Source organism: Microvirga lupini (genome assembly GCF_014191055.1).
Lineage (GTDB): Bacteria > Pseudomonadota > Alphaproteobacteria > Rhizobiales > Beijerinckiaceae > Microvirga > Microvirga lupini_A.
The window spans coordinates 101,870-122,357 of sequence record NZ_JACHWB010000001.1; the positions used below are offsets into that span (position 1 = coordinate 101,870).

Genomic DNA, 20,488 nt, shown 5'->3' on the forward strand with positions numbered 1-20,488 from the left:
GACTAGGCTTTCTGTCATCCTCTTGACCTCCCATGAGGGACGCGGGTGATAAGCCAAGCGTTCGAGCCCAGGTCTGGTGCAAGCGTGTTGCCGTAGGGTAACATAGGTTAATAAAATATAACTCTGAAGTAATTCAGCTCGACATCTAGGGCAATATTCTTAGTACTGCTCGCCTTTAGGTGGCCCGTTTCAAGAAGTGCCACGGTTCTTCACGACAACAATCAGCGGCGCCGCAGGACGGCACGCCCAGTCCAGGCAAAAGCTCTGGGCCGGCGAGGGGGCATGACATGGCAGGCAGTCTCGAAGGAATTCAGGTCAAGATCACGTTCTCCTTGCAGGGATGGTTCGTCTTTGAGGCTCCTTACGAGTTCACATCGGTGGTCGTTGGGGCCGGGGCTGAACTCGTCGTACCCTTATCGGCCAGAATCCTGTCCGACACGGATAACGATGGCGACATGGAGCCGGTGCAGGGCGACAACGGGCTTCTGCGCGGGACGATGACCGTCGACATTTCCGGCAACCAGGTCTTTGCCCAATTCGAGGGAACCGCACAGCCCGCCGGGTTCACCATCAAGATCGAAGGCCTGGCTCCCACGGGCGTCGCGCCTGGTACCATAACCGATCAGGGGTCGATGAACGGGGTCAACGCCGTTTATGCTCCGACTTACAATGTTTCGACGAAGACGCTAACCTACAATTGGTTCTTCATGGGCTTTCAGCCCGGAACGAAGGTCGACCAGACGGTCTTCTACGACAATCTTCTCGAAGATGCTCCAGAGGCGGTCGACGACGCATTCAGCGCCAAGGCTGGCGTTACGTTGGCGGGCAAGAACGTTCTTGCGAACGACAAGGACCTCGACAACTTAGGTTCGCTCGGTATTGTCGATCCCCAGACCATTACCCACGTCAATGGAGAAGCGGCCGGTGTCGGCCGCTGGACCGATCTGTTCGGCGGCGGACGCGTTCTGCTGAATGCGGACGGCACCCTGCAATTCTCCGATGACGGCGATTTCGCCGATCTGGCCGCAGGTCAGATCCGCACCACGTCGTTCCAGTATACGGTGACGGATTCAACGGGGCGCTCCGATACAGCCACAACGACCATCACGGTCGAGGGCGTCAACGATGCGCCAACGGCCTCGAACCTGACGCAGACCATCGCCGCCGTCGAGGATGGCGGAGCGGTCCCGCTCGGCGATATCGTCGTGACGGATGCCGATGTGGGCGATACGGTCACCGCGACGCTGACGCTGAGCCAGCCTCAGGCCGGCGCCCTGTCGGTAATCCCCGTCGGTTCGGCCACGCCGACCTACAACCCCTCGACCGGCGTGTGGATGGTGACCGGATCCGTTGCAGACGTGAATGCGGCCCTGGCCGCGGTCACGTTCACGCCTGCCCCCAACTGGGACAAGCCGGTTTCGATCGCGACGCAGATCCGCGATGTGGCCGGATCAGGACCCGCCAATGGCACCATCACGGTCAACGTGACCCCGGCCAACGACGCACCGCAGCTTGCCGACCGGAATCTGTCCCTGACGGTCGCGGAGGATGCGGGTCCGCCGGCAGCCGGGCAGGCGATGGGGCTTCTGGTCTCCGATCTGGCCGGTGGCATCTCGGACGTGGACACCGCCTCCAGCCGTGGCATCGCCATCGTCGGAGCCGATGCCTCGAACGGCACATGGTGGTTCTCCATCAACGGGGGCGCCTCCTGGTCGGCTCTCGGCACGCCCTCGCAAAACGCCGCAAGGCTCCTTGCCGCCGATGGAGCGACACGGCTCTACTTCGAGCCGAACGCCGACTTCAACGGCACGGTTCCGGTGGGCCTCACCATCCGCGCCTGGGATCAGTCGACCGGCAGCAACGGGGGCACGACCAACATTGGAGCCACCGGTGGTACTTCTCCGTTCAGCACCCAGACAGACACCGTCGCCCTCGACGTCCTGAGCGTCAATGACGCTCCCGTTGCTACCGTACCGGGCCTCATCGCGGTGACTGAAGACGCAGCCACGGCCTTGGCGGGGATCAGCTTCTCGGACAAGGACGCAGACTCGGGCAATGTGACGGTCACCTTCAGCGTGCCGGCAGGAACCCTGAGCGCAGTCAGTGGCGCAGGTGTCGCTGTCGGAGGCACCGCGTCCGCCTTGACCCTGACGGGCACGATCGCCGGTATCAATGCCTTCATCGCCTCTGGCAACATCACCTATAACCCGCTTGCCAACGATACGGCGACAAGGATCCTGTCTGTCTCCATCAACGATAACGGCAACGCGGGCAGCGGCGGCAGCCTGAGCGAAACCAAGGCGGTTCCTCTGACTATTGCGGCCGTCAACGACGCGCCCGTCGTCACCGTGCCGGGCAGCATCGCGGTGACGGAAGACACGGCATCCGCTTTGACAGGCATCAGCTTTTCGGATGTGGATGCCGGCTCGGCCAACGTCACGGTGACCCTCAGCATCGCGGCGGGATCGCTGGCTGCCGTCAGCGGTGCCGGTGTGACGGTCGGCGGCACCGGTTCGGCCCTGACGCTGACGGGCTCCATCACCAGCATCAATGCCTTCATCGCCGCCAGCAACGTCACCTATACGTCCGATGCGAACGGCACGGGGAGCCGCGTGCTGACCGTCTCGATCGACGATGGCGGTAATGCGGGCAGCGGCGGCAGCCTGAGCGACACCAAGACGGTTTCTCTTGCCATTGCGGCCGTCAACGACGCGCCCGTCGTCACCGTGCCGGGCAGCATCGCGGTGACGGAGAATACGCCCGCCGCGCTGACGGGCATCATCGTCTCCGACATCGATGCAGGGGCGGGGAACGTGACGGTGACCCTGGGCATCTCCGGAGGCTCCCTGTCGGCCAGTTCCGGCGCAGGAGTCATGGTCGGTGGAACGGCCTCGTCCCTGATGCTGACCGGGTCCATCGCCGACATCAACGCCTTCATCGCCGCAAGCCGCATCACCTACACGCCATCCCTCAACGACTCGGGCACACGGGTTCTGACGGTTTCGATGAACGATGACGGCAACACGGGTTCGGGCGGGGCGCGCACCCATACGCAGACGGTGGATCTCGAGATCGCCGCCGTGAACGATGCCCCTGTGGCGACCGTGCCGGCCAGCATCTCCGTGACGGAAGATACGCCAGCCGCGCTGACGGGCATCGCCTTCTCCGACATCGATGCAGGATCGGCTCCTGTCACAGTGACCCTGGCTGTGCCGGCGGGCGCCCTGTCGGCCACCACCGGCGCGGGTGTCATGGTCGGCGGAGCGGCATCGTCCCTGATCCTGACCGGCACTCTTGCCGACATCAACGCCTTCATCGCAGCGAGCAACGTCATCTATGCGCCCCCGGCCAATGGCACAGGTACATATGTGCTGACCGTCTCGATCAACGATGGCGGCAACTCCGGCTCGGGTGGGCCACTGAGCCATACGGAAACGGTGAACCTCTATGTCTCTGCCGTGAACGACGCGCCCGCCGCTTCGTCACCGGGCAGCATCGCGGTGATCGAGGATACGGCGACCGCGCTGACCGGGATCAGCTTCGCGGACGTCGATGCCGGATCGGCACCGGTGATCGTGACCCTGAGCGTTCCGGCAGGATCTCTGTCTGCCACCAGTCGGTCGGGCGTCACCATCGGCGGTACGTCGTCCGCCTTGACGCTGACGGGTAGCGTCGCGGACATCAACGCGTTCATCGCAGCGAGCGGCGTGATCTACACCCCTGCCGCGAACGACCATGGAACGCGGGTCCTGATGGTGTCGATCGACGATGTGGGCAATATGGGATCGGGCGGCGCGCTGAGCCACACCCAAACCGTCGATCTCCACGTGTCCGCCGTGAACGACGTTGCGGTCATCGGAGGCACGGATGCCGGATCGGTTGCGGAGAACGGCACGCCGATCGCGACCGGCCTTCTGACGGTTACCGACGAGGACGCGGGCGAGGCCGGCTTCAAGGCTCAGGCCGACGCGCAAGGCACCTACGGCACCTTCTCCTTCGATGCCATTCATGGCAAGTGGACCTATGTGCTCGACAACGAGGCCGAGAAGACCAAGGCCCTGCGCTCCGGCGAGGTCGTCACGGAGACCTTCACGGTCGAGACCCTTGACGGGACCGTGAAGACCGTGAGCGTGAAGGTGAAAGGCGACGGCACGCTCGTGGGTGGCGTGGAGGTGACGACCGAGACGATCGTTTATCCGGACGGCAGCGCGGGCCAGACCCTCACCATCCCCATCATGACGGCGGGAAGCGGCCCGTCCAACATTCCATTGGTGAGCGCGGGTGGGCAACCGGTGCTCCTGGCGCAGATGCCCGTGGGCTTCGGCCTGCAGGCGAGTGGCCCGTCGGCGCCCAAGACCGCCGGCACCTCGCTGGCCGACCTGATCCGGGAAATCAAGGCGCACAGCCTTGCCGGCTCGGCCGATCAGGGCCAACTCACCGGAGGCGGCTCCGGCTTCCTCGGCGGCCTGCCGGCGAACACGCCTCTGCTCGTGCAAACCCTGGTTCCAGTCTTGGCTGCGGGCAGCACGACACCCCCTGGTCAACCCCTGGTGATCAGCGGGAATGCCAATCCCGGCACGCCGGCAACGGCGCTCGTCATCGATGCCGGAGGCCTGCCAACAGGGACGCAGCTGCAGCTGCAGAACGTGGAGTTCGCGGCCATTATCGGCAGCATCAGGGTCACTGGCGGAGCAGGCTCCCAGGTGGTCTTCGGCGACAGCGCCAGCCAGCACATGGTGCTGGGGGCCGACGACGACGAGCTGCATGGCGGCGGAGGGAACGATTATGTCGGCTCGCGTGGCGGTGACGACAGGCTCTATGGCGATGGCGGCAACGACACCGTCTCGGGCGGCATCGGCAACGACCGCCTGTGGGGCGGCACCGGTCAGGACCGGCTGCTCGGCGGCTCGGGCCGTGACCGCCTCGACGGTGGGGCGGGCCATGACACGCTGAAGGGCGATCGTGGCAATGATTGGCTCACCGGCGGCCTCGGCCGTGACAAGCTCTGGGGCGGTTCCGGAAAGGATGTCTTCGACTTCAACTCGGCCAAGGAGAGCAAGGTCGGGTTGCAGCGTGACGTGATCTATGACTTCAAGTCGGGTCAGGACCGGATCGACCTGCGCGGCATTGATGCCAACGAGCGGCTCAAGGGCAATCAGGCCTTCAGCTGGACCGGCACGAAAGTGCCGTTCCTGCACCCGGGCGAAGCGGCCTCCCACTTCATGACGGCTGGCTTCACCGGGCAGGCAGGGGAGCTGCGTTACGACCGAGGCATCCTGATGGGCGACACCGACGGCAACGGCCGGGCCGACTTCGAGATCCGGGTGATCGGCAAGCTCACCTTCGATGACGTGATCCTCTAAAACTCATGGCCGGGCAGGATGCGATCCTGCCCGAGCCTGTTGTCGCGCTGCGACAGAATTTTCATGCATCCTGATTTATGGTCCGACGCTACCTCGGAGATCCTGATGAAGTCCCTCGTCTTGTCCATGTCCGCCCTGATCGCCACCACCGCCGTGACCGCAGCCGCCGACCTGCCGGGCCGGACCGCGCTCCTGCCTCCGGTGCAGGCCGTGCCGGCGGTCAGCTGGAGCGGCTTCTATGCCGGTGTGCACGGGGCCTGGATCAGCGACGGCGGAGAGGCGGAGCGCAGCGGCGTCTCCGGCGTCGCAGCCGATGCGCTGCCTGCCCGTCTTGGCCTGAGTGACTCCGGCCTGGGAGGAGGTGCCCAGATCGGCTACCTGTGGCAGTTCGGCAGCCTCGTGGCGGGTCTAGAGACGGATCTGACCGCCATGGATGTGGGCCGCTCCCGCAGCAGCCTGGGGGCAGACGGTGCTGTCTCCCTGCGCACGGACCTGAGTTCGCAGATGAACTGGTTCGGCACAGTCAAGGGGCGGCTCGGTGTCTCGATGCCCGGCCTGCTGCCGATCGTGCAGCAGTCGCTCTTCTATGTGACGGCCGGTCTGGCCTATGCCCAGGTCGAGCACCAGGGGCAGATCACGGTGGTGCCGGCGGGCATCGGCCCGCAGGCGAGCGGCGACGAGTGGACCATGGGCTTCGTGGTCGGCGGCGGCACGGAGCACATGCTGACACAGAACATCTCCATCAAGACCGAGACGCTCTACTACAATCTGGAGGACGAGAGCCTGACGCTGGCTCGCGCAGGGGAGCAAGCGGTCTATCGCTTCCAGAACGACGGCTGGATCAGCCGCGTGGGCGTCAACGTGCGATTCTGAGTTCCGCGTATTGAGCTCCGAAAAGGGGAGCACACTTTGGTAACCCAACCTGCTCACCTGTCGTAAGCAATCATAGGGCACGGCCGGTATCGTTGTTGTGGGAGGCGCACGCCGCATCGGTGCTGTGACAGCATGAGCGCGCAAGGCGAAGGTATCAAATTGGCTCGGGGTGGAAGAAGTGTTTTGGTCTGCTCATGAGATGGTGAGCGGACCTTCATTTCATTTGCTGTTCGTTACTCTTTGACCCAGTGCAGACAGTCTCTTCACCTGGGTCGCGTACTCGCCTGAATTTGAGCATTGTTCGAAAAGCGGTCCGAACGCTTGCATGGCATTCTCGCGTCACAAGCTGTTGCGGGCTGAGAACGTTCCATTGGTTAGGATTTTCTTCCGGTAGGCTTAGATCATCGAAAAGACTATGATCACAGGAACCCAAGGGGTTTGCTGTGTACCAATCCGGGGACGGCGCCACTGTTTTTGACATCCGCATCGACGCCACGGATGCGGCGAGCCGTGCTGCTGACTCAGATTCCGCAATCTTGTTTCCTGACCGGGATCTTCTTTTCAACGCAGGTTTCAGAAGATCAGGAGCCGATCTCCTGCTCACAGGACCCGAGGCAAGTGCTGTTCTCCTAGGGTTCTTCAAAGACGAACGGCGCCTCAGCATTGTAACGCCGGAGGGGGCAAGCCTTACGGGCGCGACAGTCGAAGTGCTGGCAGGTCCGGATGCGTCAGGTCAGTATGCGCAAATGGGTGCTGCAGCGGCCCTGGAATCGATCGGCCGCGTCGAGAAAGCGTCAGGGTCCGTCACCGTTCTGCGGAACGGCGTCTCGATCGCGCTTCGACTTGGCGATGCCGTTGCGAAGGGCGACGTGTTGCAAACCGGTCCGAGCTCGGCCCTGACGATCAAGTTCAACGACGGCACAGTCTTCACCCTATCCTCCAGCGCCCGCATGGTGCTGAACGACATGGTCTATTCCGCCGATTCCAACGCAAACTCGGCGCTCTTGACGCTGGTTCAGGGCGTGATCGGGTTCGTTGCGGGACGCGTCGCCAAGACCGGCGATCTCAGGATCGATACGCCGGTCGCCACGATGGCCATCAGAGGGACGGCCGTTCAGACGGAGATTGCGGCCGCCAGCGGAACGACGCGATTCTCCCTGCTCACCGAGCCGGACGGAAGCGTCGGTTCGATTATTCTCCTGGACAAGAACAACCCATCCCGCGTGATCGCATCGATGTCGGATGCCCGCGTCGCGACTCTCCTGACGCCGGTGTCCGGTTCCGAACCGCGGGTCACGCAAATCACCAAGACGAACGATGAGATCCGGGGCGAAGGCGATTTCGTGAGGGATCTGTACCGGTTCTTTTCTCCAGAGCCACGGCAGAGGAGGGGCAGCAGCGATCCTGATGATGCTCTCATCGTGCCAGTGAATTTGCCCCAGCCTGTCGATCTGCTCGATCCTTCGAAGTTTTTCGTAGCGCCTCCATCTTTAGAGAGCGCTTCATCGCGCAATGTGATCCCTCCCTCTCCCATCACGACCCCTGCACCGATCCGGGGTGCCGCAGTGGAGGATGGACCGGTTGCGCGGCTTGGCACATTGCCGGCTTCCAACGTATCCGATTCAGGAACGCCCCCGCGCGTGATAGTGCCAAATTCACTGCCTCCCGGCGTGACCTATCTCTCAGGTGCGCGAAGTTTTCGCCTGGACCCAACACATCCGGCTTACCAGCACCTCGGCGTCGGAGAAACACAGTCGGTCACGGTCGATTATGTTCTGGTCTTCAACGGTGATACCGATGTGCCGGTATCGGTGACCTGGGTTGTCGATGGTCGAAACGATGCTCCCCTTGCAAGGGACGATCGCATCGGCGCTGTTGCGGAGGACGGACGCACGGTGGCCGTCGTGCTGGCCAACGATCGCGATATCGATGGCGATGCCCTCCGTCTGGTTCGCTGGACCGCTCCATCCGAAGGATCCGTGAGTCTGGATGCAAAAGGCAACCTCGTTTTTGATCCCGGCAGCCGCTTCAAGGCTCTCAGTGCCGGTGAAACCGCAACGGTGGAGTTTACCTATACGGTGAGCGATGGAAATGGAGGAACCGATACGGCAACCGTGACTCTGCAGGTGCGTGGGGAGGGAACTTTCACGTCTCCCCATCAGATTGTTCTCGACACGGAGATTCTCGAATTCAATCAACAGACCGTCTCTCTCTCCGTCGATGCGCCGACAGCTACAACGGCGGCGACAGCGGATCTGGAGCTGATCATCGGCCTTGGTCCGGTCCTGCAGCCGCAGATGAACATCGTCTATCTGATCGACATCTCAGGCAGCACCTCGGACAGGTTCGAGGGAGCCACGGTCGGTGATCTCAATGGCGATGGCCGTTCAAACACCATTCTCGATGCGGAGATCGCGGGTTTGATCGCGCTGACCGAGCGGGTGAGAGGTCTCGGTTTCTCCTCCTCCGACGTTACGGTAACGATCATTCCCTTCAACGGGAGTGCCGACCCTGCCGATTCCGGGGAGCCTGGTCAGATTGGCGTGAATGCCGCGACATTCAACCTGGGACAGGCCGGAGATGGAGCAATCGCCACCTATCTCAGAGGCCTTGATGCAGACGGCGAGACGAACTTCGCCAACGCTCTACAGGCAGCCAATCACCGCCTGCAGAATCTTGACCAGGGAGGCGAGGCAAACTTCCTGTATTTTCTCTCTGACGGTCGGTGGCAGGGTTCTGTCGATGCCGAGATCGCAACCCTGACCGACCAGTTCGGGGCGACGATCACCGCTCTTGGTGTCGGTGATAACGCCGATCTTTCGCAACTGGATGACATCGACAACACGGGTGGGGCCTCCCTGCTGATATCCCCCGAGCAGATCGATGTCTCCGTTCTAGGATCGCCTCTGCCAAGCGGGACGATCACCGATGTCGACGTATTCGTGAACGGCAGGAACATCGCCGAGATCGGTCGAGAGGATCTCATTCTGACGCCGCAAGGATGGATTTTGAACGCATCCATCGACGGGTTGCGTCGGCTTGCCGGCGATCAGAACGCTGTATCGGCGACGGTCAAGTTCGACAGTGGTGAAGTGCTCGTGGCCGGGCTGACCATTGCAGGAGCTCTGCCCCGTTCGACCGATGGAATCTTGTGAGGGAATATGCCGCGGCCGCACTCTCTCCTGGGGTGGCTTCATGACCGTTTCGTCCCACGGGCCATAAAGGTGAAACCCGACCATTGCCGGCACGGTCCCGCTCAGGCACGAGAGCCAGTTCTCGCGGAATTCCAGTCATGTCGCATCTTTTGAAAGAGAGGTGGCGCTTCGGAACCGGCCGGATTGTCGGTCTTTTGCTCCTCGTGGGCCTGCTGGTGCTCCGGATTCTGGATCCGGGACTCGTTGAGGCTGTTCGCCTGAAGTCGCTCGATATCTATCAGCTGATCTATCCACGCGCCGAGCGTCAGGACCTCGTCGCGATCGTGGATATCGACGAGCAGAGCCTGCGGGCTTTGGGGCAATGGCCATGGCCTCGCACGATCATGGCCGAGATGGTTGCGAGGATCGTCGAAGCCGGTGGAACTGTCATCGGCTTCGATGTGCTTTTTCCGGAACCTGATCGCAGCTCGCCAGAGGTCGCGGCCGAGACCTTTCAAGGGTTGGATGACGACACGCGCGAGAAGCTCCGGCACATGCCCAGCAACGATACAATCTTTGCCGATGCCATTCGAGCCTCCACGGTGGTGCTCGGACGTTCAGGGTATCGTGTTTCAGGGGCAGTACCCACCGCTGAGGCGGGGATCCAGACGGGGGTTGCCACACTCGGGCCTGACCCACGCTCCTACCTCGTCGATTTCCCGCATTTGCTGCGAAATATCCCCGTTCTTGATGAGGCTGCCCGAGGGCATGGCATGTTCTCGGTTGCTCCCGACCGGGATGGCGTCGTTCGCCGCGTGCCGGTCATTGCAGTGGCTGACGGAACCATCGTTCCTTCGCTCTCGCTTGAAATGCTCAGGGTCGCCAGCGGATCGGACGCAGTTCTTGTCAAGACGGATCCGAGTGGTGTCCGGAGCGTCGGAGTAGGCGCGTTCGAGATCCCAACAGATGGAAAGGGAAGGGTCTGGCTTCACTACTCACCTCCCAGCCGGAGCAGATACATCTCTGCCATCGACCTTCTACGCGGCGGAATGCCCACCGATATCCTGGCGGGTAAGATGGTGCTCATCGGGACCTCGGCAGCCGGTCTTTTCGATCTCAAGGTCACCCCAGTTCACCCGGCGCTGCCGGGGGTGGAATTGCATGCCCAGCTTCTGGAGAGTGCGCTCACAGGAGCGACACTGAACCGGCCCAGCTACACAGCTTTCGTTGAACTTTCGCTCACAGCGCTGATGAGTCTGCTGCTGATTATCCAGGCACCGAGGGTGAACGCCGGAACTCTCTTCGCTCTCGGCGGCGCCACTGCCGCGGTCACGATGGGGGTGCTGTGGTATTGCTTCACAGGCCTCGATCTTCTCATCGATTACACCTTCCCCCTGATCTCCAGCTTCCTGGTTTACGCTGTTCTCGTCTGCACCAACTATGTAACCGTTTCCGCGGATCGCTTCCGGATCAGATCTGCCTTCAGCCAGTATCTCTCCCCTGATCTGGTTGAGCAGCTGGCGCAATCGCCGGAGAAGCTGACCCTTGGCGGAGAACAACGTGAGCTGACGGTCCTGTTCTCGGACGTGCGAGGTTTTACGGCCATTTCCGAGCTCTACAAGGATGATCCGCAGGGGCTGACGACGCTCATCAATCGGCTCTTCACCCCACTGACACGGGACATCGTGGACCGCCGTGGCACAATCGACAAATACATGGGCGATGCGATCATGGCTTTCTGGAATGCTCCGCTCGCCGATGCCAATCATGAGCTGAACGCATGCGAGGCGGCCTTTGCGATGCTGGAGAGCCTGAGGGTTCTCAATGAACAGCGCCAGAAAGAATCCAGTGACGATCAGATGGTTCCGCCGCTTCGGATCGGGATCGGCTTGAATACGGGCTTGTGCGTCGTCGGCAACTTCGGATCCGATCTCCATTTCAACTATTCGGTCTTGGGCGACACCGTCAATCTGGCATCCCGTCTTGAGGAGCTCACCAAGCAGTATGGTGTTCCTATCCTCATCGGTGAGAAGATCGCACAGGCTGTCCGTACTCACTTCGCTGTACTCGAAGTCGATTATCTGCAGGTGAGGGGAAAACGCGATCTGGAGCGGATTTTCACGATCCTCGGCCACGCCGATGTGATTGGACAATCTGACTTCGTGGAGCTGGTCGAACGAAATGAAGCCATGCTCGCAGCCTATCGCCGGTGTGACTGGCCGCAGGCGCTCGAGGCAATTCTCATGTGCAGAGAGCTGGGTAAGAAGTTTGGCCTGGATGATTATTACGAACTCTACATTCAGCGCATTCGGCACCGGGCCGATGCTTCAGTGTCGTCGAGCGAAGGGGCTGCGGTTTCGTCATGGTTGCAGAAACTATGATAGGTGAAACTGCACTCATTCAGGGCCTGCGATGATGTCGACCGGCCGCCGGTTTTCCAGCAAAACCGGCTTATCGCCCCACCCGCGCGACGGCGGCCTTTGCATCGTCGAGGTCGGGCGCGTCGATGTGGCGGTACCGGGCCTGGATGAGGCCGAAAAGGCCGAAGGCGAACAGGCCGAGCGCGGTGAGCCCCAGGAGCACCCAGCCATAAGGCTGCCCCTGCAGGGCCTCCAGCGCACCGCCGAGGCCGCGCACCTCCGAGGAGGAGGCGTGGAGGGCGGCAAGACCCAGGAAGCCGCCGATCATCAGGAACACGACGCCGCGGGCGGCAAAGCCCATGCGGCCGACGGTGCAGATCCAGCCCTTCTTGTCGGCCGGCAGGGAGAGGCGCTCCGCCACCCGGCCGCGCCAGGCTTTCGCGATGAAGGCGAGGCCCGTCCCGATAATCGCGAGGCCGACGAGCCCCACCAGCCACTGGCCGAAGGGCTGGCCCATGAGCCAGGCGGTCCAGTCCCGGGCAGCTTGGTCCTCACCGCCCCCTCCCTGGCCGCGCCCCAGGGCGAGGTTGAGGGCGAAGAGGGCCAGACCCGCATAGATGACGCCGCTGATCAGATGCGCGCCCCGGATCGCCCAGCCCTTCAGGTCGGAGCCGCGTTTGTCGGCATCGGTGAGCGCTTCCAGCACGCGCCAGGCGCAGAACCCGAACAGCCCGATCGCGATCAGGACCAGCCAGACCTTGCCGAAGGGCTGGGAGAGGAGCGTCTGCAGGGCGCTGCGGCTGCCGCCGGTCTGGCCACCGGAACCGAAGGCGGCGAGCAAAGCCAGGGCGCCGACGAGGCCATAGACCACGCCTCGCGCGCCATAGCCGAACCGGGCCAGGGTCTCGACGGGGTTACGGCTGAGATTGGGCATGGGCAACAGACTCCGCTCTGTCACGAGTGAACCGCCAAGCCTTCATGGAGGTTCCTTGTTCGTTGCAGCGGCCGGACCGGAGCCGTCCTGCTGGCGCCAGATGGTCAGGAGGGCGGCCATCAGGACAGGGCCGATGAAGAGGCCGATGAGGCCGAATGTCTCCAGGCCGCCGAGAATGCCCAGCAGGGTCCACAGGAAGGGCAGCCGCACCGTTCCACCGATCAGGGCTGGCTGGACGATGTTGTCGCCGACCAGCATGACGACAGCGCCCCAACCGACGACGGCGGCCGCCGCGACGAGGGTGCCGCCCGTGAGGACAAGCACGATGGCGGCGGCGCTGAAGGCGAACCAAGCCCCGAAGGGCAGCATGGCGAAGGCGGTGGTGAGAACTGCGAACAAGGCGGCGTTGGGCACGCCGGCCACCACATAGCCGATGCCAATCAGAATGCCCTCGCCCACGGCGACGAGGATCGTCCCGTTCACCGTTCCTCGCACGGCGCCGGCCATGCTCTCCGCCAGGCGCTCGCCGGGGTCCCCGAACCAGCGGTCGATGGTTGCGAGCACATGCCCGCCGATCCGCTCGCCGCCGCGCAGCAGGATGAAGAGCGTGAGAAAGGTGAGGAAGGCGTGAAAGAGATCGGACAGCAGCGCGCCGCCGAGCGCTCTCGACCATCCGGTCACGGTCTGTCGGTCGACGTCGTTCAGGATCTGCTCTGCGGAGTTCGGCCGGGCCAGATGCGTCTGCCACCAAGTGCCGAGATGCTGGCCGATGAGGGGCAGGCGATGAACCCAGTCCGGCACGGGCAGGCCGTTCTGCTGCAGCTCGGTCAGCCATTGCATCGCGAACTGACCCTCCCGGCCGATTTCGGTGAGCACGAGAGCGATGGGAAAGAGCAGAAGAATGGCGAGGGTTATCGTCACGAGCAGCGGTGCCGCCAAGCGCGATCCGCCGAGACGGGCCTGGATCCGGCGATAGAGCGGCCAGACGCTGATGGCGATGATCGCGGCCCAGCCGAGCGCTATCAGGTAGGATTGGATCATCCAGAGGGCCAGCACCATAAGCAGCACTGCACCGACAAGCCGTGCCGTCCGGCGTGCATCGAGAGCAGAGTCGGGTCGCTGTGAGGAGGCTGGTGCTCGCTCTAGCATATTGGGAATCTAGCGCATCGTGATGAAAAGTGGTCCCGGTTTTCCGCACTTAACGATGCGCTATCCAAGGAAGCAGCCCCGGCCTTCCCGCCAATGGCGGGTCAGCCCTTCGTCATTCGCCGGGTCAGGGCCGAGGCATCCTCGGCCAGGGGAGGCCCGGCGAGCAGGAGCAGCAGGAGCGCGAAGGGCAGCGCGAACAGGAATCCGACCTGGCTGAAGCCGATGGCACCGGTCACGCCGCCGATGAAGAAGGAGGCGAGCAGCAGGACCAGCAGGCGCAGCTTGGCCCGGTCCGCCAGCACCCGGTCCGGATTGTCCGGGTTCCGGTTCCAGTAGACGAGCTTGCCGAGTTCGATCCCGATATCGGTGACGATCCCGGTCACATGGGTGGTGCGCATGCGCGCGCCGGAGATCTTGGTGACGGTTGCGTTCTGCAGTCCCATGATGAAGCACAGGAGAGGCACGGCGAGCATCACGAAGGCCGGCGAGGGATGGGCCAGCCAGCCCAGGAGGCCGAACGTGAGCAGCAGGAAGGCTTCCAGCATGAGCGGCATGGCATAGCGGCTGCCGAGGTGGTGGCGACGCCCCCAGTTGATCAGCATCGCCGAGCAGGCGGCTCCTGTGACGAAGGGCAGGAAGGCCATGAGCCCGAGGCCCACAAACTCGAGGGAGCCGAGAGCCAGATTGTCGGCCATGCCGGACATAATGCCCGACATGTGCGAGGTGTACTGTCCGACCGCCAGGAAGCCGCCGGCGTTGATCGCGCCCGCCACAAAGGTAAGGGCCATGCCGAGCAGGGTGTCCGCCGCGCCGGTCCGTTCATGCGCCGCAATGCCCCTCACCGATCGGATGGAGAAGTCGCGGGGCTCCGGCTTGGTCGACTGAGCGCTCATAGGCGTAAGCCTAGCGCTGATTGCCAAAGAGATCCAATGCGTCGAAAGGCTGCCCGAGCATCAATGCTTGAGCAGCCGATGTTCAATCACTGCGCAACGCTGGTCGAGGCCGAGGCCCGCCGCTCCATGGGCGGAACGCGGAAGGTCTTCATGATCTCGGCCTCACCGATGGGCTCGGCCAGAGAGCTGCCACCGACGAAGACCTGGATGGCACCTGCCTCGACCAGATATGTGCCGTCATCGAGATGGAAGCCGAGCGACTCCACCGGCACCTTCAAGGTCACGCGCTTCGTCTCGCCGGGCTTCAGGGCGATCTTCTCGAAGGCCTTCAGCTCGCGCAGGGGCCGGCTGCGGCTTGCCACCGGGTCGCGGGTATAGAGCTGCACGACCTCCTGGCCGTCCCGCGTGCCCGTGTTCCTCACGCTCACCGCAACTTCGAGCATCTGGCCTTCGTCCAACTGCTTCTGCGTGATCACCGCATCCGCATAGGCGAACTGCGTGTAGCTGAGGCCCCAGCCGAACGGGTAGAGCGGTGCGATGCCCTCGTCGATGTACTGCAGGGTGAAGCGGTTGTTCGGCAGTGTCGGCCGGCCGGTAGGCAAGCGGTTGTAGTAGAGCGGCAGCTGCCCGGTGGCCCGCGGCCAGGTGAGCGGCAGCTTGCCGCTCGGGTTCACGTCGCCGAACAGCACGTCGGCCACGGCAGGCCCCGCCTCCGTGCCCGGATACCAGGCCATCAGGATGGCGGGGATGCGCTCGGCTACGGGGCCGAGCACCTGCGGGCGTCCGCCCAGCAGCACCAGCGCAACCGGCTTGCCGGTCTTGGCGAGCTCTTCCAGCACCTCGATCTGCTTTCCGTTGAGTTCGAGGTGGGCGCGGGAGGCAGCCTCGCCGGACAACTCCTGCGGCTCGCCGAAGACGGCGATCACGAAATCGGATTGTCTGGCAGCATCGAGCGCGGCCGGCAACCCGTCCGTGTTGCGGCAGAAGAGATCGCAGGCCGGGGCATGGCGCACCGTGATGCCGGCACCCTGCGCACGACGACGAATGCCTTCGAGAACGGTGACGCTGTCCTCCTTGTGGCCCCGGGCAGCATGCGGTCCCATCTGATCGTGCGGCGCGTCGGCCAGGGGGCCGATCACCGCGATGGAGCGGGCGCTGGCCGGCACGGGCAGCACGTCGTCGCGGTTCTGCAGCAGCACGAAGGTCTCGCGCGCCACTTCTCGGGCCGCTTGGCGCGATTCCGCGGTCGGGAAGGCGGAATCGGAGCGCGACGGGTCGATGTCCGGCCGGTCGAACAGGCCCATGCGGAACTTGGTGCGCAGCACGCGGCGCACCGACTCGTCGATCACGCTTTCCGGCACCCGGCCGGCGCGCACCTCGTCAGGCAGGTGCTTGATGTAGAGCAGCCCCATCATGTCCATGTCGACGCCGGCGAGGATCGCCTTGCGGGCGGCCTCCGCACCGTCGGCTGCGATGCCGTGGTTGATCAACTCGCCGATGCCGACCCAGTCGGAGGTGACGAAGCCGTCAAAGCCCCATTGCTTGCGCAGCACGTCCGTCAGCAGCCAGGGATTGGCCGTGGAGGGTTCGCCGTTGAGCGCATTGAAGGCCGCCATGAAGCTCGCGGAGCCCGCCTCCACGGCGGCCCGGAAGGGCGGCAGATAGGTGTCGTACATCTCCGCACGTGGGATGTAGGTGGTGTCGTAGTCGCGCCCGCCCTGCGGTGCGCCGTAGCCCGCGAAATGTTTTGTGGCCGCTGCAAGGCCTCCGCTGCGGAAACCCTCCACGCGGGCTGCGGTCAGAACGGAGCCGAGATACGGGTCCTCGCCGAAACCCTCGACGATGCGGCCCCAGCGGCTGTCGCGGGAGAGATCCGCCATGGGCGCGAAGGTCCAGTTCACGCCCACAGAGGCCGCCTCCTTGGCGGCCCACTCGGATGCCATGCGCGAGACGCGCGGGCTGAAGGCCGCGGCTTCGCCCAGCGGAAGCGGGAACTGGGTGCGGAAGCCGTGCAGCACGTCGAGGCCGAAGAGCGGCGGGATCTTGAGGCGGCTCTGGCGTGCCAGGGCCTGGGCGCGGGCCACGTCCGGGGCGCTGTTGAAGTTGAGCAGGGCCCCGGCTTTGCCTTCGGAAATGTCCTCCCAGCGCAGGGGCGGGCCATGCGAGACAAGATTCAGCTGGCCGACTTTCTCCTCCAGGGTCATCTGCCCGAGGAGTTCGTTGACGCGGCGCTCGATGGCTTGGTCGGATATTGGCTGGGCTTTCACCTGCGGGCCAAAAGAGGCCGTCAAAACCGCCGCGAGCGCCAGCCGCGCCCATCCATGGACATCAGAAAGCCGCACAATCATCTCCTTTGTGGGACAGTAACACTTTATCGCGAGGCGACCGCGCTTGTCCTCGGTTCGTGTTACACAAGATAGTCGTTGCAAGTGGCGTCTGAGGGACGCTGGGTCAATTCATATTTTCGGGAAATCCGAGTGCCTTTGCTGCCCGTCCTGTTGAAGCTGTCTCTGCTGGCCCTGTCCTGCGCCCTGATCCTGTCGGGTTTCGCGCTGGCCGGCGCTGCCTTCTTCAGGGATTCCACGCTGATCGCGGCAGCGGCGGGACTTTTCCTGCTGCTGGCCACCGGAGCTCCGCTGCTGATCGGGCGGCAGGTCCGGGAGGCCCTCCAGGACAAAGAGGCCGACGCATCCGACGAATTCTCCGTGTTCGAGGATGTCACGGCCGGTCCCATCGAAGAGCCCGCTGTCCCATTCGCTTTCGTTGAGGATCAGTTTCCTGAAGTGTCTGTAGCCTCAGACGAGGACGAAGCCCTGCGTCGCCTTCAGAAGGCCGAGGCCGTCGACCGGTTGCGCGACGGGATCACCCATGACCTCAACAACCGGCTCATGGTCATCAGCGCCAATATCGACGCTGCGGCCCGTCAGCTGAAGGATCAGCCGATCCTGCAGCGCAAGCTGCTCTCGGCCCTCGTGGCCGCCGATCAGGCCGCCAAGCTCATCGCCCGGTCGACGGCCTTTGCCCGCCAAGGCGAGGCAAAGGTCCAGTATGTGAACATTGCCGAGCAGGTGAGCTCGGTCGCCGACCTGATGAGCCGTTCACTGCTGCGCGACACGGTCGACATGGGGATGTCCCTGGCAGACGATCTCTGGTCCGTGGAGGCCGATCCGGACGACATCCAGACGGCCATCGTGATGCTGAGCGGGCATGTCCGGGATGCCCTGCCTCAGGGTGGTACCATCACGATCGAGGCGCGAAACGTTGCGGTCGAGAAGGGGTCGCTGCCGGACCTGACGCGCGAGGGCGATTTCGTGCAGCTGACGATCCGCAGTTCAGGCCCGGATGATGCGCGCCTCGCGCCGGCGACAGATCCTGAGCAGGCCTTTGTCCTGCGGGATCTCGATCTCTCGTCCTGGCTGTCCCTGCGACAGAGCCTGCATTTCCTGGAAGGCCTCGGCGGCGCCTCGGAGGTGCGCCGGGACGAAAACGGCACCGCAATCATTCTTTATCTCCCGCGAGCCAATGCGGCGACCTTGCTGCCGACAGGTTCACCGAGCGAGGACGAGGCTCCTGAGGAGCCGGTGCCGAACCACACCGAGGTTCTCGTGGTGGACGACGAACTCGAAGTGGCGCTCGCTCTTCAGTCGAGCCTCGAGGAGTTCGGCTATGTGACCAGCATCGCCACCGATGCCGCACAGGCGATGAGGTCCCTGAATACGCGCAGGCCCGCGCTGGTGCTGGCGGATATCGCGATGCCGGGCACGATGAACGGCGTCATGCTGGCGCGCGAGGTCCGCCAGATCGCACCGGCTCTGCCCGTCCTGCTGATCACGGGCAATCCCAGTGCGGCGGGGGAGGAGAGCGAGTTCCCGCTGCTGCAGAAACCCATCGTCAGTCGCGACCTTCACGCGGCGATCCAGCGTCACCTGAATCCGCCGCGCGACAACAAGGTGATCCCACTCTTCCCGCGCACGTCGAGACGAGCCCGCTGATCTAGATCGCAAGCGGTGATGTCGAGAGGGGCAGTGCCGCCTCGCGGGCTGCCTCGGTGAGCGCTGCGAACAGCCGCTGCTGCGGCTTCTTCCACACCAGCAGTTCCGGATGCCATTGCACGCCCAGAAGAAACGGTGCGCTCGGGCTCTCGATGGCCTGCACGATGCCGCTCTCGTCGCGGGCCGCGATGCTGAGACCCTGCCCGAGCCGGTCCACGGATTGGTGGTGCAAGGCATTCACGAGACACGGGTTGCAGCGCAGGATGCCGTTGAGACGGGACAGAGGCTCGACAGAGACCGTCTTGCGCGGCAGGACGGTGCGCATCTTCGGCGCCTGCACATAGACCTCGTAGATGTCCGTGTGCAGCGTGCCGCCAAGCGCCACGTTGATCATCTGCGATCCGCGGCAGATGCCGAGCACCGGCAAGCCGACCGGCAGAGCCGCCTTGAGCAGCCCGAGCTCCAGCTTGTCGCGCTCGGGATCGATGCGCACGTCGGGCAGAACCTTTCCGCCATAGATCTCCGCCCCGATATCGTCGCCGCCGCCGATGACGAGACCGTGGAGCGGCTCCGTCGGCAGAGGATGGCCCGGCACGAGGCGAATGGAGCGCGCGCCCGCGCGATAGAGCGCCAGCCGGTGCATGAGGTAGCTGCGCCATCCGCCGCGGCGAGACGTGGTGACGCCGATGAGAGGTCTGGTCATGAGCGTACGACCTGCTCCACCACGTTGGCCCAGCTTTTGTCCTCCCCCTCGAAGGCGAGATAGGCGGAGCCGACCGCGTCCAGCTTCTCGCGATCGGCGGCCAGGCGTTCCACGCAGACCCAGCGGTTCCAGTCCGGCGCGATGCTCCAGCCGGGATCGCTCACCCGCGCATCGGGCAGCCGGTAATGAAACGTGGGGCGGCCGTTGATCTTCTCGTTCGGCAGCACGGCCCGCACGCGCCCGGCATCGAAGTGATGCAGGAGCGGCAGGAGGTCGAGATCGCGGTTCCGCGTCGGGTTGTGGCTCAGATAGTCATCGATGAAGGTTGCGATATCCGGCTGGTAATCCGGAGAGGCGATTTTGCGTACGTACTCGGCCGGGAAGGGATCCGCGAAGCCGAGGAGGTTGCGGGTCGCGTCCGGGGAGGCCTCGCGCCGGAGCCATGGGTTGAGCAGCGCAAAGCTCTTCATGAAGGCTGTTACGGTGGCCGCGTCCTGGCGCGGAATCTCCGGGTTGAAATGCAGCCCGAAGGCATAGAAGGGCGCATCCTGCGTGCCCTTGGCGCCGAGCGCGCGCAGGATGGCCAGGATGCGGTTGAGTTCCTCCAGCCGATCGATAGGTGTCGGAGCCGTGACGAGTTCGCAAGGGACGAGATAGCTCGCGGCAAAACCAAAGAGGGCCGCGATCTTGGGCAGCACGCCGCGCTGCGTGCCCGCCTGCTTTCCAGGATGCAAAATTCGGCTGTCGAGTTCCACAGTCAGGTCGCCGATAGCCGATTCCTTCAGGACGAACGCATGCGGGTCCTCCTCGATCAGCCGGCCTCCGAGGGCCTCCTGCAGGGCCTGCACGGTCTTCTCGGCGGAGGGGCCGACGAACTCGATCTCGACCCCGACCGTGCGCACCTCGCCCCGCTCGTTGTGCAGGACCGGCGGCAGGGAGAAATCGATAGCTGTGGAGAGCGCCGGCTGCGCCATGAAGAACTCCAGGAAATCAACACGAAAATGTGAGCAGGGAGGGGAACGGACGCCCTTGAGCTCAGGTTCCTTAACTCAGGGTTCCCATGGCTTCAGGGTTCCTGTGGTGGCTT

11 protein-coding genes are annotated in these 20,488 nt (G+C 63.8%); 5 read left to right on the forward strand and 6 right to left on the reverse strand.

Annotation, left to right across the window (positions count from 1 at the left end):
- Nucleotides 1-287 precede the first annotated feature (287 nt).
- The 4 genes from FHR70_RS00490 to FHR70_RS00505 all read left to right on the forward strand — a co-directional run bounded on the left by FHR70_RS00490 (nucleotide 288) and on the right by FHR70_RS00505 (nucleotide 11,751).
- On the forward strand, nucleotides 288-5,363 hold the full coding sequence (locus FHR70_RS00490) for a VCBS domain-containing protein (protein ID WP_183446019.1): 5,076 nt from the start codon (nucleotides 288-290) through the stop codon (nucleotides 5,361-5,363).
- Between the two features lie 105 nt (nucleotides 5,364-5,468).
- The gene (locus tag FHR70_RS00495; RefSeq protein ID WP_183446021.1) at nucleotides 5,469-6,236 is read left to right on the forward strand and encodes an outer membrane protein; all 768 of its coding nucleotides are present in this window, start codon (nucleotides 5,469-5,471) and stop codon (nucleotides 6,234-6,236) included.
- 746 nt (nucleotides 6,237-6,982) lie between these two features.
- The gene (locus FHR70_RS00500) at nucleotides 6,983-9,391 is read left to right on the forward strand and encodes an Ig-like domain-containing protein (protein ID WP_183446022.1); all 2,409 of its coding nucleotides are present in this window, start codon (nucleotides 6,983-6,985) and stop codon (nucleotides 9,389-9,391) included.
- A gap of 137 nt (nucleotides 9,392-9,528) precedes the next feature.
- Nucleotides 9,529-11,751, forward strand: coding sequence for a CHASE2 domain-containing protein (locus FHR70_RS00505; protein WP_183446024.1), 2,223 nt, complete (start codon nucleotides 9,529-9,531; stop codon nucleotides 11,749-11,751).
- Nucleotides 11,752-11,821: 70 nt separating this feature from the next.
- Here the strand turns inward: FHR70_RS00505 and FHR70_RS00510 are convergent, their stop codons facing one another.
- The 4 genes from FHR70_RS00510 to FHR70_RS00525 all read right to left on the reverse strand — a co-directional run bounded on the left by FHR70_RS00510 (nucleotide 11,822) and on the right by FHR70_RS00525 (nucleotide 17,048).
- Complete coding sequence (locus FHR70_RS00510) at nucleotides 11,822-12,664, reverse strand: DUF1206 domain-containing protein (RefSeq protein ID WP_183446026.1); 843 nt, start codon at nucleotides 12,662-12,664, stop codon at nucleotides 11,822-11,824.
- Nucleotides 12,665-12,706: 42 nt separating this feature from the next.
- A complete protein-coding gene (locus FHR70_RS00515; RefSeq protein ID WP_183446028.1) occupies nucleotides 12,707-13,813 on the reverse strand; it encodes an AI-2E family transporter in 1,107 nt (368 codons plus the stop codon).
- Nucleotides 13,814-13,914: 101 nt separating this feature from the next.
- Nucleotides 13,915-14,706, reverse strand: coding sequence for a YoaK family protein (locus FHR70_RS00520; protein ID WP_183446030.1), 792 nt, complete (start codon nucleotides 14,704-14,706; stop codon nucleotides 13,915-13,917).
- Between the two features lie 86 nt (nucleotides 14,707-14,792).
- Nucleotides 14,793-17,048 (reverse strand): glycoside hydrolase family 3 N-terminal domain-containing protein, encoded by a 2,256-nt coding sequence (locus FHR70_RS00525; RefSeq protein ID WP_183446032.1) that lies wholly within the window; start codon nucleotides 17,046-17,048, stop codon nucleotides 14,793-14,795.
- 135 nt (nucleotides 17,049-17,183) lie between these two features.
- On the opposite strand from FHR70_RS00525, the gene FHR70_RS00530 reads away from it, so the two are divergent.
- Entirely contained in the window at nucleotides 17,184-18,698 is a 1,515-nt protein-coding gene (locus tag FHR70_RS00530; RefSeq protein WP_183446034.1) for a response regulator, read from the forward strand.
- Nucleotide 18,699: 1 nt separating this feature from the next.
- Here the strand turns inward: FHR70_RS00530 and FHR70_RS00535 are convergent, their stop codons facing one another.
- Both FHR70_RS00535 and FHR70_RS00540 read right to left on the reverse strand, forming a co-directional pair.
- Nucleotides 18,700-19,401 (reverse strand): gamma-glutamyl-gamma-aminobutyrate hydrolase family protein, encoded by a 702-nt coding sequence (locus FHR70_RS00535; RefSeq protein ID WP_183446036.1) that lies wholly within the window; start codon nucleotides 19,399-19,401, stop codon nucleotides 18,700-18,702.
- Nucleotides 19,398-20,375: an amidoligase family protein gene (locus FHR70_RS00540; RefSeq protein ID WP_183446038.1), complete on the reverse strand. Its 978-nt coding sequence runs from the start codon at nucleotides 20,373-20,375 to the stop codon at nucleotides 19,398-19,400. Before FHR70_RS00540 ends, FHR70_RS00535 begins: the two co-directional genes overlap by 4 nt.
- Between the last annotated feature and the right edge of the window lie 113 nt (nucleotides 20,376-20,488).

Excerpts from the sequence above, each read along its gene's own strand:
- FHR70_RS00510 (WP_183446026.1), bottom strand. The coding sequence starts at position 12,664 with ATGCCCAATCTCAGCCGTAACCCCGTCGAGACCCTGGCCCGGTTCGGC.
- FHR70_RS00490 (WP_183446019.1), top strand. The coding sequence starts at position 288 with ATGGCAGGCAGTCTCGAAGGAATTCAGGTCAAGATCACGTTCTCCTTG.
- FHR70_RS00520 (WP_183446030.1), bottom strand. The coding sequence starts at position 14,706 with ATGAGCGCTCAGTCGACCAAGCCGGAGCCCCGCGACTTCTCCATCCGA.
- FHR70_RS00505 (WP_183446024.1), top strand. The coding sequence starts at position 9,529 with ATGTCGCATCTTTTGAAAGAGAGGTGGCGCTTCGGAACCGGCCGGATT.
- FHR70_RS00495 (WP_183446021.1), top strand. The coding sequence starts at position 5,469 with ATGAAGTCCCTCGTCTTGTCCATGTCCGCCCTGATCGCCACCACCGCC.
- FHR70_RS00515 (WP_183446028.1), bottom strand. The coding sequence starts at position 13,813 with ATGCTAGAGCGAGCACCAGCCTCCTCACAGCGACCCGACTCTGCTCTC.
- FHR70_RS00535 (WP_183446036.1), bottom strand. The coding sequence starts at position 19,401 with ATGACCAGACCTCTCATCGGCGTCACCACGTCTCGCCGCGGCGGATGG.
- FHR70_RS00500 (WP_183446022.1), top strand. The coding sequence starts at position 6,983 with ATGGGTGCTGCAGCGGCCCTGGAATCGATCGGCCGCGTCGAGAAAGCG.
- FHR70_RS00540 (WP_183446038.1), bottom strand. The coding sequence starts at position 20,375 with ATGGCGCAGCCGGCGCTCTCCACAGCTATCGATTTCTCCCTGCCGCCG.